Genomic DNA, 13,566 nt, shown 5'->3' with positions numbered 1-13,566 from the left:
CCCAAAAGCTACTTTCAACTATGAAAGTAGCTTTTCTTTTCCTTTCTCCTTCTTCGGAAAAATCACATATGAAAATGAAATCGCTGTATCAACTAAAAATATAATTGCCCACACTTGGCTCACGCGACTTGCAGCTTTATTTAAAACAATTCCTGACTCTAACCAATTGCCCCATTGTTCAAATGGAATCAATCCGTACGCGAAGAAAAAGAATATGTGCACACCAACGAATAAAACAAGATGTACTACCAAATTTTTCACTTCCTGCTTCGCATAGGCCATACCTGTTAATTCTACCTGTTCTTCTATAATAGGCGCCGGCTCATTCCGCCATTTCGCAACTAATTTTCGCGCAAATATATCGAGCTTCTTCAAATCCTTTTTCCCGTAAAAGACTGCATACAATAAAATAATTACAGTAATAATTTGAAAGTTAGAGAACTTTCCTGTTTGATAATAGTCCACTGCCCCTAAAGTTAAAATAAACACTTCATTTACGAGGAGTACAATCCCCATAATAAAACTCGCCTTTTTCAAACGGAATCCGTAACGGAGTAAAAAGAAACCGATAGCTGATAACCAAAATACAATTTCCGCCCCAATTAAAAAATACCAACGATATTCTGCGAGTATACTCATTTATTCTTCTCCCTTTCATCATAAATACGAAAAGCCTCATCCATATATACTAAAAGTTCTTCTTCAATTGGATACATGCTCATTTTCTGTGAATCTTCCTTCGATTTTCTAACTTCCCATAACTTATCTAAAAACGCTTCGTCACCATTAGCCATTTCTAAACACTTCTGCATTAATTTCTTCGTTGCCTCTTGTACCTCATCACTCCCTGCTTCCTTACCATCTTTCATAAAATGACGTAATTGCTTTAATAAATCTACCCATTCTAAAACATTCGGATCTTCTTCACTCATCTTTGGTAAGTTATGAAGCAATTTTTGTTCTTCCTTTGAAAATACTTCATTTTGAAATATTTCACGTATACGAGGAGACTGTTTTGAAAGCTGAATAAGTTCAAACATAACTTTCCAATCGAGTTCTCCCTCTACATCTACCGAATAAACAACCGCTTGTAAAACACGCTCCATTTGATTAAATTTCTTTTGTTCTTCCTGTACAAATCGAAGTTGTTTTTCAAGCGAATCCTTTAAATTCAGTTCACCTTTTACTAACATATTCGCAGTTTCTTTTAATGAAAATCCCATTTCTTTTAAAAATAAAATTTGTTGCAAACGAATGACATCAGCTTCACTATATAACCGATGTCCCCCCTCTGTTTTCCCACTTGGCTTTAATAAATCTATTTGATCATAATAACGTAATGTACGTACCGTAACCCCTGTTTCTCTCGTCAATTGCTGTATTGAAATCACTACCATCACCTCTTCCCCTTCATTATAAAAGATGACGTTACGTAACTTTCAAGTGTTTTGTAAAAAAAATACAAAAAGCTGTTTATACTCTTTGTATAAACAGCTTTTATGGAAATAATCCCTTTTGTATGGCACGCCCACAAAATAAAATAAGTGCCCCAACAACAACACTCGTTGCCGTTTTATGATAATGGGCTAATAATAATAAATAATACGATAAACCTACAGTACCAATCATAATACAAATACTCGGCACTGGATTACGAGAAAAATTTTGCATTCCCCAAAGAAGCGCAAATATAGCTGTAGCGACACATAACACCGGTAATCCCATCCCAGTTCCCCTTTTCTATTTATGCCTTACTCAGGCGATGCCAAACTCATACACGATCAGCCTCTTTACTATTTCTATATCTCCACTTCGGCCAATAGTTCACAAGAAAATACACCCACTGCCCTAGTACAAATAAAACAAACGGCATACCAGCATTTCCATCAACAATTAAATTATATAAACCCCATATCGCTAAACTAATCGTAAAAAATAATCCTACATATTTAAACGCTTTATCTGACTGGAATCTCTCAAACTCATCCTGCATTTTTTCATTCCTCCTATCGCTATGCTCGTTTCCCTACCATAACTCCTATGATGAGACTACCTGCAAATAAGGAACTACATATTATCAATATCTCTTGCACAGGTATAACAGCCCTGCCTATTGCTTTACTCGCAACAATATAAACAATAAGCAACAGAAATGCGAATACAAATGAGACGTTTACATGCTTTTTTATATTTTCATTTACTCGCTCATCTATATCGGGAAGTTCTTCTTTTCTGTACTTACGCTTTTTGTAATACACATACACTGTCAAAAATACAATTGCTAAAACGTTACTCACTACGAGCGGTAAAATTGGCATAGCTGGATTCATAATACGAACTACGATGTCTCCCAACAACAATCCAAAAAACAAACCGACATATAACTTTCTAGCATTGTCCATCTTCTCTCCCCTTACTCTAGCGTAAATATCTCTTCCACCTTCACTCCAAAATATTTGGCGATTTTTAGGGATAACTCTAGACTCGGGTTGTAATGATGGTTTTCAATCGCCACGATTGTCTGCCGTGTCACCTGCATCGCCTTTGCCATTTCCACTTGTGTTATATGATGTTGCTTTCTTAATTCTTTAATTTTATTTTTTACACCCATAGGCTCCACCTTCAAAAGTAAAGATATCTTTACTTGAATTATAAATATTTTCCAGTTATAAGTAAAGATATCTTTACAAATTTTAGAAAAACGTTTCACTGAACATCTACTCTAACAAAGTACAAAAGTAATTCAATTTATATCAGCGATTTTTTAATATATCGACATCCGTAGCGCTATAATCATAAGAAAAAGCTGTCCCCAAATACCTTTGGGAACAGCTTTTTCATCCTACTACATAAATCCTAATCCCCAGACAAGAACGTATCCAAGAACCGATAAGCAAACCGAGCCGATTAGCCCCGCGACGAATGCTTTACTTCCTAATTTACGGAACGTTTTAAACTCTACATTTAAGCCGAGCCCTGCCATCGCCATTGCAATTAACATATAAGCAATGACCACAATATAGCCCGCGACAACTTCTGGAATAATTCCAAGTGAATGCACTGCACTCATCGCTAAAAATCCGAAGATGAACCAAGGAATTGGAAGGTCACGCCACGATCTTTTTTCTTCGCTTCCCTCGCTCTTACCAAACCATAATCCGATTAAAATCGCTACTGGTACAAGCATTGCAACGCGCGTTAATTTCACGATAACTGCGATGTCTACAGCCGCGCTTCCCCCTGGCGCCGCAGCTGCGATGACATGAGCGATTTCATGAAGCGTCGCCCCTGAGAATACACCGTAACCGTACGGAGAAAAGCCGAGCACTGGGTATAATAGCGTATAAATAAGTGTAAATATCGTACCTAAAATTGCAATAATTGCTGCTCCAACTGCCGTTTCTTCATCCTTCGCTTTCACTTGCGGTGCAATTGCCACGACCGCAGCCGCCCCGCAAATTGCTGTTCCGCATGCTGTTAAAATTCCAAGTTTCTTTTCTACTTTGAATACTTTCGTTAGTCCATATACAACGAAAATCGTAAATGTAATAACAACCGCTGCGATGACCAATACTTTCGGTCCCGCCTTCGCAATATCAACAAGATTTAACCGCATTCCAAGTAAGATGATCCCAAAGCGAAGCAACTTCTTACTCGCGAAATTCGTTCCAGCTATCGCTTCTTGCGGAACTCCGATAGCTGCTCGCCAAACCATCCCAATTAGAATAGCAATTACTAATTGTCCCATAATATTTAAAAATGGAAGCTCTGCTAAATATTTCGCGACAATTGCGATTAATAATGTAATCCCAATTCCTTGCGAAAATCCAAAGCCCTTTTTCTTTTGTATAACAAGTGTTTGTTCCACTTTGTACCACCCCAATAATCGTATTGGAACATGCATGTTCTTTCTACTTACATTATAAGAGAGTTTCTATAATAAGTTTAATATCAATATTGAATCTCTATCATCAGAAATACTTATGATAAGATGATAGAAAAACGAAAGGATCCCATTATATGAACGTAGACATTTTAAAGATTTTTGTTACTGTCGTTGAACAGAAACACTTCTCCCGTGCAGCAGAATTATTAAACCTCTCGCAACCTGGCGTAAGTATGCACATACGCAACTTAGAAAACGAATTTGGCACTACACTTATTCAGCGCTCTCCTAAGCACGTTCAAGTGACAGAGGCTGGAAACATTTTATATATACACGCAAAGCAAATGCTCTCTCTTTACGAAGATGCTAGACAAGAAATTAACGAATTACATAACGTTGTAACAGGAACTCTTCGCATCGGTGCTAGTTTTACAATTGGCGAATACTTACTTCCAAAAATACTAGCTAACTATGCGAATGAAAATCCACACGTCGAAGTTCATACTTTTATCTCAAATACAGAAGACGTTTTGCAAAGCCTTCGCTCTAATCAAATTGATATCGGCTTAGTTGAAGGGCAAGTCGTATATGCCGATGTTGACGTTGAAACATTTATGCAAGATGAAATGAAGCTCGTCGTTCCGCCAAATCATCCACTGCTCCGCACAAATGAAATAAATGAAAACACACTCCAAGATCAAGTATGGGTATTAAGAGAAAGTGGTTCTGGAACACGTGCTTATAGTGATCGCTTTATTCATCAACACCATTTAAAAATGAAACGATTCTTTACATTCAGTAGTATTCAAAGCGTGAAGGAAGCAGTTAGTGCTGGGCTTGGCATCGCTATACTTTCTGATTGGACTGTACGGAAAGAGCTACTGGCAAAAGAGCTATTCCACGTCGAAGTTCCAAATGAACAACTCATCCGTCCCTTCTCCATCGTGCGTGGCAAATACTTTATTCAGTCTAAAGCTATTCAAGTGTTTTTAAATCATGTAGGTTCTTTTGCGAAAAAACAGAGTTGACCTTCACATTAGTGTGAAGGTTTACAATACGTTTAAAAGGAGTGAAACACGTTGCGAATTGGAGAGTTATCAAAAGAAACTGGCGTTAGCGAAAGATCACTAAGACATTATGAGGAAAAGGGATTACTCCCTTCTAAACGCCTCACAAATGGCTACCGTGATTTTGATGAAAATGCCATCAAAAAAGTAGAACTTATTCAAATGTACTTACAAATTGGCTTAAATTTAGAAGAGACGGCAAGGATGCTGCGTTGCCTTGAAATTGAACCACACCTGTACGACAATCCTTGCAGCAGTATCCTTACGCTTTATGAAGATAAACTCAATGAAGTAACAAAGCAAATTTCATTACTTTCCAGTATTCAAAAGAATTTGCAACAACACGTTTCACTCCTAAAACAAGCAAAAGAAAAGGAATGATTACATGTTTGTTATACACGGCAGTTCAAGACAAAACGGAAATACGGAAGCTTTAACACATATGATGATTGATGGAATGGAAACAGAACAAATTTATTTACGTGATCACACAGTCTATCCTATTACAGATAAGCGTCATGATGCAGAAGGATTCCAACCTGTAAATGATGACTACGAGCAGTTAACCAAACGCATGTTAGAGCACGACATGATTATCTTTGCTACACCATTATATTGGTACGGAATGAGTGGACATATGAAAAACTTCGTTGATCGCTGGTCACAAAGCTTGCGTGATACATCCCTTCATTTCAAAGAAAAAATGAAGGGCAAAAAAATGTACGTGGTCATCGTTGGTGGAGATAATCCGAAACTAAAAGCATTACCGCTTATCTCCCAGTTCCAATACATCTTTGATTTTGTTGGTTCATCATTTGAAGGGTATGTTATTGGAGATGCGAATGGATTAGATGAAATCCAAAATGATGCTGAGGCGCTAGCAAAAGCACAATTGTATAATAATAAATTCAAAAATAGTAAACAGAAATAAGTTTGACAAACCCTTTTGTATGCGCATACAATAAAAGTAATATTATGAAAGGAAGGTACTTTGACCAATGAAGTTCTAATTCTCTTATTTATTTCATCCATCACAAATAGTGAACAAAAATGATGAAAACTAGCAGGGGATTAGTCTGTCCATTTGTCGATACTTTCTTTCGAAACGATCATGTAAAAAATCGTTTATTTATGTACGATTTTTTACATGCAAGGGCGACGTTTATCCTCTCTAGTGAAACTAGGGAGGTTTTTTTATGACTATTTTATTCGCACGTAATATTGAAAAGGGCTTTGGTGATCGCACACTATTTACGTTACCATCACTGGAAATTCAAGCACGGGATCGTATAGGAATTGTCGGAGTCAACGGAGCTGGTAAATCTACGTTATTACAAATATTAAGTAAAGAAATAGAAGCTGATAAAGGCATAGTAACTCATCATAGCTCTATCAGCATCATTCCTCAAATTAGCGAGGAATTACCAGAGGTCGCTTCTTCTCCTGCAAAAGGAAAATGGAATATTTCAAACGTCTCAAATTCAATGAGCGGCGGTGAACGAATGCGTCTAAAGATTGCCCATGCTCTCGAGCAAGAGGCAGGCATTTTATTCGCTGACGAACCAACAAGCCACTTAGATATGATCGGTACAGAGCAATTAGAAAAGGCACTTTTATCTTATAAAGGGGCTCTTGTTTTAATATCGCATGATCGTGAATTTTTAGATAATATATGTACAAAAATTATTGAAATTGAAGACGGGATGATTCAAGAATATAAAGGAAACTATTCAAACTATCGAAAACAAAAAGAACGTGAGCGAACACAAAAACAAGCAGAATATGAGCAATATGTACAAGAAAAAAATCGTTTAGAGCAGTCCATTCTACAAAGAAAGCAACGTGCTTCTAACATGACAAAAATCCCAACACGTTTCAGTTCATCTGAATCTAAACTGTATAAGTTAAGCGGGGCTCATGGGCAAGAAAAGGTTAGCAAAGCAGCGAAAGCATTAGAAACACGTCTCGAAAAACTAGAAAAGAAGGAAAAGCCAAAGGATCTTTCTCAGGCCCAGTTTGACGTGCAATACCATACACCCATTCATAGTAAAGTGGCAGTACAGTTCAATAAAGTAACAAAGAAAATAGACGACCGCACACTATTTACAAATATGAATGGAACGATTGCTCCTGGTGCAAAGCTTGCCGTTTTAGGGGCAAATGGAAGCGGCAAAACAACTTTGTTCAACATGCTTCTCGCAAACGAGCGTGGCATACAGCTATCGAAAAGCTGTAAAATCGGATACTTCGAACAAACACTATCAATTTTAAAAACAGATAAAACCATTTTAGAAAACGTTCTAGAAGAAACAAACTATACAGAAGCATTCGCTCGCACAATACTTGCACGACTCCTATTCCGCCGTGAAGATGTTCATAAACCTGTTCACGTTCTAAGCGGCGGTGAACGAATGAAGGTTGCACTCGCAAAAGTATTTTTAGGAAACTATAATATGCTTCTGCTCGATGAACCGACAAACTATTTGGACTTAGCGACGCAAGAAGAATTAGAAATCATGTTACAAGAATACCCTGGCACAATACTTTTCATTAGCCATGACCGTGCCTTTATTCGCTCTGTTGCAGACCATATTCTACAAGTAGATGAGAGTGAACCAAGAGTCTTCCACGGTAATTACGAGCAATACACAAAAAGAACAACCGATGCTTCTGTAAACGTTACTGAACAAGAATTATTACGATTACAAACAAAATTAACAGAAATCATCAGCCGAATTTCCATACCAAATCATCACGATGACATCACATCTCTCGAACAAAAATATGAAACATTATTAGTCCAAATCCGAAAATGTAAAGAAGCACTCTAGTATCTTCCCTATATATCGACGGGACCTTCCGCATTTCCCAAGAAATATCGAGGCTTCGACATAGAATATCGTCCTATCTATCGTGTTAGACGTAATAACAACAAAAAGCCGTGCACCCGCACGGCTTTTCACTTTATATACGAACAGCAGTCCCGCTCACTGCAACCATTAGCATTCCTTCGCGAACTACTTCGTAATCCACGTCGATACCCACAATTGCATTCGCATTTTTTTGTCTTGCGAAAGTTTTCATTTCTTCCATTGCGATGTCGCGCGCTTCTTTTAATTTACTTTCATAAGCGCCTGCACGACCGCCGACAACGTCACGGACAGAGGCGAAAAGGTCACGAACGATATTCGCGCCCATAATCGCTTCTCCATTGACGATATCGATATACTCAATAATTTCTTTGCCTTGAATTGTAGACGTTGTTGTTACAATCATACTTTATAGCCTCCCATATGAGATTTTCACCTACTTATGGTGCACTAATTCAGTACAAATTATATTTACGAACTAAACTGAGCTTCGTATAACCTACTGTATCCTCCGCCTTGCTCAATTAATTCATCATGTGAACCTTGCTCTGCAATACCGTCTTTATTTACAACGACGATACGATCTGCATTTTTAATCGTTGCAAGTCTGTGAGCGATAACTAACGTTGTACGGCCAACTGCTAATTCTGCAAGCGATTTTTGAATCGCAAGTTCCGTCTCTGTATCTAATGCGGAAGTCGCTTCATCTAGTATTAAAATTGGCGGGTTTTTCAAGAACATACGAGCAATAGCTAGACGTTGTTTCTGTCCGCCTGAAAGTTTCACACCGCGCTCACCGATAACAGTATCTAAACCGTCTGGTTGTGAGTAAATTAAATCTTCTAATTGAGCTCTCTTTACCGCCTGCCAAATTTCAGCTTCTGACGCCTTTAAGTTTCCGTAAGCGATATTTTCACGAATCGTTCCTGAGAATAAGAACACATCTTGCTGCACAATTCCAATTTGCTTACGAAGTGAAGATAACGTCATATCTTTCGTATCAATACCATCAATTTGAATCGATCCAGATGATTGCTCGTAAAATCGTGGTAATAAACTACATAGTGTTGTTTTCCCTGCCCCTGACGGTCCAACGAAAGCAACCGTTTCACCTGCATGGATTTTCAAACTAATCTCATTTAATATCGGTTCTTTGTTTTCATATCCGAACGTAATGTTGTTATATTGAATATCACCATGTACATGTTTTACTTCTATCGCATCTTTAGAGTCTACAATGTCAGGCTCTGTTTCAAGAAGCTCTACATATCTCTTAAAACCAGCAATCCCTTTCGGATAGCTTTCGATTACCGCATTAATTTTTTCAATTGGACGGAAGAAAATATTCGTTAATAGAACGAATCCGATAAATCCACCGTACGTTAATTCGCCTTGCAGAACAAACCATGTACCGCATATTAAGACGAAGAGCGTTACGAGACGCATGAGCATATAACTAATCGATGAATTTAACGCCATAATTTTATACGCCATTAATTTCGTTGTACGGAAACGAGCGTTGTTCACAGCAAATTGTTCTTTCTCAAACTTTTCATTTCCGAATGCTTGTACAACGCGAATACCACCAACGTTGTTCTCAATACATGCATTGAAATCCGCAACATCTGAGAATAAACGTCTAAACGTACCTGTCATTTTTTTGTTGAAGTAAAGTGCCAACCATAGTAGGAATGGAATGACGAAGAACGTTAATAGCGCTAACTTCCAGTTGATCATCATCATAAATGAGAATGCCCCAACTAAAGTCATAACAGCGATAAATAAATCTTCTGGCCCATGGTGAGCAATTTCCCCGATTTCCATTAAATCGTTTGTAAGACGTGAAATTAAATGACCTGTTTTATTATTATCAAAAAATCTGAATGATAGCTTTTGAATGTGATCAAATAATTTCTGCCTCATATCCGTCTCAATGTTAACGCCAAGCATATGTCCCCAGTATGTAACGACATATTGTAAACCTGCATTTAATATATAAACTGCTAGTAAACCGAAACAAGCCCATAAAATAAGCGTCCAGTTTTTTCCTGGCAATAACTTATCAATAAATTGATTTACGATAAGCGGGAAGCCAAGTTCTAGTAATCCTGCGACAACCGCGCAAGAAAAGTCGAGTATAAATAAACCTTTATACGGTTTATAGTAAGAAAAAAATTTACGTAGCATATCTTACCTCCATTTTCCAAAATTAAAAGACTCCCTAAATGATAACCATTATCAAATAATTATTCAAGTTATCCGTCTATGAAACTAAAAAAGTGGATAAATTTAAAAAGCCTAACTCCTCATTTATATCCATGAGAAATTAGGCTTCATTTCTATATGTTACGGATCGTATTCAATCCAAAGTGCTCTACTGATAAGTTTCGTTCCTTTTATTTTTTCACAAATACATCCTTTAAATAGTTCAAAACTCATCATACTCCCGATAAATCTTTCGCTTCTCTGTTCTTATCCCGTAACTTCCAACTGTGCAATAAACGGTTTAACTTGTAGATCTAAATTTACATATTAACCCACCCTAAAATCCCCTCACTACACTTGGATTTGAAAATAACGACGAACAGTTTCTTCAATCTCATGTTTTTCTAGCTTTTCTTTTGTTTTTTCTTTTCCATCAACAATAATCAGTGTGTCTCCTAACAAGGTGATGCGCCCATTTTCTGTAACTCGTGAAAGGAAATACACCTTATTGAACATTGATTCTGGAGCTGTTTCAGTTAAGACACAAATTGGATGAATGTTTTCCAAGTTCCATTTATGAGACGGCTGTTCAAATCGATATAGCATCTCCCAATCATCATCCGTCTTTTTTTGCAAATAATAAAATGATGTTGTCTCGTCTTTATTTACTCGGTAAAGACCATCACTATCCACAACTTCCTCTCCATTCAACGGAACAGGAATTCTCGGTGAATTACCGCCCATGCCTACATCCACCAAATACTCTTTATTATCAATTGGTGCGATTATGAATAAATGAGCATTTTCAAGAGCCCAAATTCCTTCTCTTACATATACAGTTCCTGCCATAAGATAGGAATCAAATCCTAATTCTTTTAGCAGAAAATAAAATATTCCGTTTAACTCGTAGCACACGCCACCCTTCTTCGCATGAACAATTTTTTGATATAAATCTTCTTCACGCAAAGATAGAGGTTTTCTTGCAAGAATATCAAGATTCTCAAAGTGAACGTTGAGTACATGTTGCTTTTGAAGATGAGATAAGTAAGAGAAACTTACCTCTCTTTTTTCAGATTGAATATGCTCTAAATATTTTTGAATATCCAAAAATCATCCACCTCATTTTTATCTATATATAAATTCTTATAGTATTTCTTTTCACACTCCTATTATAAAATTGATTATTGATAAACAAAAATATAAAATAACTATCATATTAATAACTTCGAGTATATAAGAGAAGGTGAACATAATTTATGGAATTGCTGCAGCTCAAGTATTTTAAGACAGTCGCTCGGACGGAACATATAACAAAAGCGGCACAAGAACTTCATATCTCCCAACCAGCTTTAAGCGTTACTATCTCTCGATTAGAAGAAGAGTTAGGGGTTCCCTTATTTGATCGAATCGGACGAAAAATCCGTCTAAACACTTTCGGAAAGGCTTTTCTCAAGCAAGTGGATACAGCCCTTGAGGCACTCGAAGTAGGCAAACGACAAGTTACAGATATGGCTGGATTAGAACAAGGAAGTGTTGTAGTAGCTACTACAACTTTAAATCGGGTCTCTGAATTGCTAGCACCTTTCCTAGCCCTATATCCACACATTAACTTCCGCATAACACAAGCATCTACAGAAGAATTAAAAATTCAGCTTCTTGAAAAAAGCGAAATCGACTTTTGTCTCACACCTTCACCTATTGATCGACTAGGAGTCTATAGTCTTCCATTAATGACCGAAGAGATCGTACTAGCTGTACCAAGTACACATCGACTCAAAGATCGCGATCGTATCAAGCTAAGTGAAGTAGCAAATGATCCTTTTATCTCCCTAAAACCAGGGTATAGCTTCCGTGAGATTACAGACAATTTCTGCAGACAAGCTGGGTTTACGCCTAACATTGTATGTGAAGGAGATGAACCTGCAGCAATAAGCGGCTTAGTACGCACTGGACTTGGCGTTGCTTTTTTACCAATCGCAGCAAAAAAGGAATTGCCCCCGCTAACGCTTCTCCATATTGAAGAGCCCGTTTGCCAATGGACGCCTCATTTAGTATGGAATGAAAAACACTACTTATCACTTGCTGCACAAACGTTTCGTGAGTTTGTTGTGCAACATTACGCTCAAGTAAAACCGTAAATCAAAAAAGAAGAGGCTATATAACTACAATGTTATATAACCTCTTCTTTCATTTTATTATTACATAGCTTCCGAATCCCACTCATGCTCCTGCTGAACAAATACAATACCTAATTCATGATGTCCCCCAGCGTATAATGCCGTTTGAGCAAGACGAAGCTCACCATTTGTATCTAATACTTCTAATTTACAAAATGCCCCCGTCGTCTTCGTTTGAAGCGCATCATAAAATTCCTCAGCGCTTCCTGGAATGACTCCATTTACTTTCGTAATTACTTCTCCAGGCAGTAAATGCAGCTCTGCCCCAATTGTATTCGGGATTGTATCTAATACAACAAGCCCATCATTACGTGCAGCGAAGTACGCCGGTCTTGTCTCATCCGCAATTTTTTCTTGCATGGAAATTGTGAAACGCCCAAGCATTGCGACTCCCATTGCGATAATGGCAAGTACGTGCCACCAATAACTTGCGATTCCTAAAACAAGTACAATTCCTGCTAATCCGTAGACACGTCTTCCTGTAAATAATAAAGCTTCTGTTGGCTCATAACTTCTAATCTTTCTCATAAATCCAATTAAAAATGGAACGAGGAATAGAGAATAGGTATCTGAACCGATTGAAACGACAGGCCACCATGAAATAAACTGCGTTACTGCATCACCTGGTACAAGAATAAAAATAGGCACGATCCATAAACGCTTTGATTCGTGTAAACCAATCTTTAGCCCACGCTTACCCTTACGAATCTTCGGCGTAGAATATCCTACTGCATTTTTAGAAATCAACAAGCCCTCTACAACAAGCATGACGCCTAGTAAAATAGCAAGAGATACAATCGTACTCTCTTCCCCTTCTCCAAGCTGTAAGAAGGAAACTGGTAGCTTAGAAGATAATAGAACGCATACAATTGCGATACTAAATGTATAAGCTGCTGATAAATATCGGTACATAGCAGTTAATCCAAATAATAACGTCCAAAATAAGATGACCCATAAGCTCGCTTTGGAAACAACAAGGCCAAGTCCAATTGTAATAATAGATACGAGTAATCCGTATCCAACTCCCGCAAATAGAGATGTTCGCAGTTCAAACCAAATATCATAAACTTTAAAGGAAAAATCCTTTCGTTCTCGTAACATACGTAAGTATCCAACGAAGATACTACTTATTAAAAATACATAGACAGCAGGGTGTAAGAAAAAACGTCCAACTGCCCGCATTATTTCAAAAATCCATGCCTCCACGAACCCAATCACCACCATTTATATCATTCTTTCTTTTTATATTATCATAACTGGACAAACGTTTGTTTAACACAAAAAAATACAGGCAGCAAACTGACTGTATTTCTTTTTATCCCGCTTTAATGGGGAGTAAGACCCCCACCTCAAAATTCAGC

General features: G+C 37.5%; 16 protein-coding genes. 5 read left to right on the top strand and 11 right to left on the bottom strand.

Annotated elements, in window-relative coordinates:
• Positions 1 to 18: 18 nt before the first annotated feature.
• The 7 genes from ACUN28_RS03280 to ACUN28_RS03250 all read right to left on the bottom strand — a co-directional run bounded on the left by ACUN28_RS03280 (position 19) and on the right by ACUN28_RS03250 (position 3,868).
• Positions 19 to 639 (bottom strand): hypothetical protein, encoded by a 621-nt coding sequence (locus tag ACUN28_RS03280; protein ID WP_098405038.1) that lies wholly within the window; start codon positions 637 to 639, stop codon positions 19 to 21.
• Positions 636 to 1,397: a MerR family transcriptional regulator gene (locus ACUN28_RS03275; protein WP_116329443.1), complete on the bottom strand. Its 762-nt coding sequence runs from the start codon at positions 1,395 to 1,397 to the stop codon at positions 636 to 638. The genes ACUN28_RS03280 and ACUN28_RS03275 overlap by 4 nt, the downstream gene beginning before the upstream one ends.
• A gap of 100 nt (positions 1,398 to 1,497) precedes the next feature.
• Positions 1,498 to 1,725 carry a hypothetical protein gene (locus ACUN28_RS03270; RefSeq protein ID WP_000524131.1) on the bottom strand — a complete coding sequence of 76 codons (228 nt, stop codon included), beginning with the start codon at positions 1,723 to 1,725 and terminating at the stop codon, positions 1,498 to 1,500.
• 46 nt (positions 1,726 to 1,771) lie between these two features.
• Entirely contained in the window at positions 1,772 to 1,993 is a 222-nt protein-coding gene (locus ACUN28_RS03265) for a hypothetical protein (RefSeq protein WP_016136014.1), read from the bottom strand.
• Between the two features lie 19 nt (positions 1,994 to 2,012).
• On the bottom strand, positions 2,013 to 2,402 hold the full coding sequence (locus ACUN28_RS03260; RefSeq protein WP_098405036.1) for a hypothetical protein: 390 nt from the start codon (positions 2,400 to 2,402) through the stop codon (positions 2,013 to 2,015).
• 11 nt (positions 2,403 to 2,413) lie between these two features.
• Positions 2,414 to 2,611 carry a helix-turn-helix transcriptional regulator gene (locus ACUN28_RS03255; protein WP_000538359.1) on the bottom strand — a complete coding sequence of 66 codons (198 nt, stop codon included), beginning with the start codon at positions 2,609 to 2,611 and terminating at the stop codon, positions 2,414 to 2,416.
• Positions 2,612 to 2,845: 234 nt separating this feature from the next.
• Complete coding sequence (locus tag ACUN28_RS03250) at positions 2,846 to 3,868, bottom strand: YeiH family protein (protein ID WP_016085583.1); 1,023 nt, start codon at positions 3,866 to 3,868, stop codon at positions 2,846 to 2,848.
• Positions 3,869 to 4,020: 152 nt separating this feature from the next.
• Between ACUN28_RS03250 and ACUN28_RS03245 the strand changes: the two genes are divergently transcribed.
• From ACUN28_RS03245 to abc-f, 4 genes are all read left to right on the top strand, one after another.
• Positions 4,021 to 4,914, top strand: a complete 894-nt coding sequence (locus tag ACUN28_RS03245) for a LysR family transcriptional regulator (RefSeq protein ID WP_098405035.1) — start codon at positions 4,021 to 4,023, stop codon at positions 4,912 to 4,914.
• Between the two features lie 51 nt (positions 4,915 to 4,965).
• A complete protein-coding gene (locus tag ACUN28_RS03240; protein ID WP_016136017.1) occupies positions 4,966 to 5,334 on the top strand; it encodes a MerR family transcriptional regulator in 369 nt (122 codons plus the stop codon).
• 4 nt (positions 5,335 to 5,338) lie between these two features.
• Positions 5,339 to 5,884, top strand: a complete 546-nt coding sequence (locus ACUN28_RS03235) for a flavodoxin family protein (protein WP_088084574.1) — start codon at positions 5,339 to 5,341, stop codon at positions 5,882 to 5,884.
• A gap of 265 nt (positions 5,885 to 6,149) precedes the next feature.
• On the top strand, positions 6,150 to 7,784 hold the full coding sequence (gene abc-f, locus ACUN28_RS03230) for a ribosomal protection-like ABC-F family protein (protein WP_098405034.1): 1,635 nt from the start codon (positions 6,150 to 6,152) through the stop codon (positions 7,782 to 7,784).
• 133 nt (positions 7,785 to 7,917) lie between these two features.
• On the opposite strand, the gene ACUN28_RS03225 is transcribed toward abc-f, so the two are convergent.
• From ACUN28_RS03225 to ACUN28_RS03215, 3 genes are all read right to left on the bottom strand, one after another.
• Positions 7,918 to 8,229, bottom strand: a complete 312-nt coding sequence (locus tag ACUN28_RS03225; RefSeq protein ID WP_000637523.1) for a heavy metal-binding domain-containing protein — start codon at positions 8,227 to 8,229, stop codon at positions 7,918 to 7,920.
• A 65-nt stretch (positions 8,230 to 8,294) separates the two neighbouring features.
• The gene (locus ACUN28_RS03220; RefSeq protein WP_445423350.1) at positions 8,295 to 10,010 is read right to left on the bottom strand and encodes an ABC transporter ATP-binding protein; all 1,716 of its coding nucleotides are present in this window, start codon (positions 10,008 to 10,010) and stop codon (positions 8,295 to 8,297) included.
• 369 nt (positions 10,011 to 10,379) lie between these two features.
• Positions 10,380 to 11,135, bottom strand: coding sequence for an arylamine N-acetyltransferase family protein (locus ACUN28_RS03215; RefSeq protein ID WP_016136020.1), 756 nt, complete (start codon positions 11,133 to 11,135; stop codon positions 10,380 to 10,382).
• 149 nt (positions 11,136 to 11,284) lie between these two features.
• Between ACUN28_RS03215 and ACUN28_RS03210 the strand changes: the two genes are divergently transcribed.
• Positions 11,285 to 12,166: a LysR family transcriptional regulator gene (locus ACUN28_RS03210; RefSeq protein WP_098405033.1), complete on the top strand. Its 882-nt coding sequence runs from the start codon at positions 11,285 to 11,287 to the stop codon at positions 12,164 to 12,166.
• Positions 12,167 to 12,226: 60 nt separating this feature from the next.
• On the opposite strand, the gene ACUN28_RS03205 is transcribed toward ACUN28_RS03210, so the two are convergent.
• Positions 12,227 to 13,411 carry a PDZ domain-containing protein gene (locus ACUN28_RS03205; protein ID WP_016136021.1) on the bottom strand — a complete coding sequence of 395 codons (1,185 nt, stop codon included), beginning with the start codon at positions 13,409 to 13,411 and terminating at the stop codon, positions 12,227 to 12,229.
• Positions 13,412 to 13,566 lie beyond the last annotated feature (155 nt).

Source organism: Bacillus sp. WC2507, from assembly GCF_052656125.1.
Note: the sequence above shows the minus strand (reverse complement) of the source record. Positions and strands in the feature narration are given on the sequence as shown.

What these genes read in the sequence shown, in the direction of transcription:
- ACUN28_RS03275 (WP_116329443.1), bottom strand. Translation starts at nt 1,397, where the DNA reads ATGGTAGTGATTTCAATACAGCAATTGACGAGAGAAACAGGGGTTACG.
- abc-f (WP_098405034.1), top strand. Translation starts at nt 6,150, where the DNA reads ATGACTATTTTATTCGCACGTAATATTGAAAAGGGCTTTGGTGATCGC.
- ACUN28_RS03210 (WP_098405033.1), top strand. Translation starts at nt 11,285, where the DNA reads ATGGAATTGCTGCAGCTCAAGTATTTTAAGACAGTCGCTCGGACGGAA.
- ACUN28_RS03260 (WP_098405036.1), bottom strand. Translation starts at nt 2,402, where the DNA reads ATGGACAATGCTAGAAAGTTATATGTCGGTTTGTTTTTTGGATTGTTG.
- ACUN28_RS03255 (WP_000538359.1), bottom strand. Translation starts at nt 2,611, where the DNA reads ATGGGTGTAAAAAATAAAATTAAAGAATTAAGAAAGCAACATCATATA.
- ACUN28_RS03225 (WP_000637523.1), bottom strand. Translation starts at nt 8,229, where the DNA reads ATGATTGTAACAACAACGTCTACAATTCAAGGCAAAGAAATTATTGAG.
- ACUN28_RS03245 (WP_098405035.1), top strand. Translation starts at nt 4,021, where the DNA reads ATGAACGTAGACATTTTAAAGATTTTTGTTACTGTCGTTGAACAGAAA.
- ACUN28_RS03280 (WP_098405038.1), bottom strand. Translation starts at nt 639, where the DNA reads ATGAGTATACTCGCAGAATATCGTTGGTATTTTTTAATTGGGGCGGAA.
- ACUN28_RS03220 (WP_445423350.1), bottom strand. Translation starts at nt 10,010, where the DNA reads ATGCTACGTAAATTTTTTTCTTACTATAAACCGTATAAAGGTTTATTT.
- ACUN28_RS03265 (WP_016136014.1), bottom strand. Translation starts at nt 1,993, where the DNA reads ATGCAGGATGAGTTTGAGAGATTCCAGTCAGATAAAGCGTTTAAATAT.
- ACUN28_RS03235 (WP_088084574.1), top strand. Translation starts at nt 5,339, where the DNA reads ATGTTTGTTATACACGGCAGTTCAAGACAAAACGGAAATACGGAAGCT.
- ACUN28_RS03270 (WP_000524131.1), bottom strand. Translation starts at nt 1,725, where the DNA reads ATGGGATTACCGGTGTTATGTGTCGCTACAGCTATATTTGCGCTTCTT.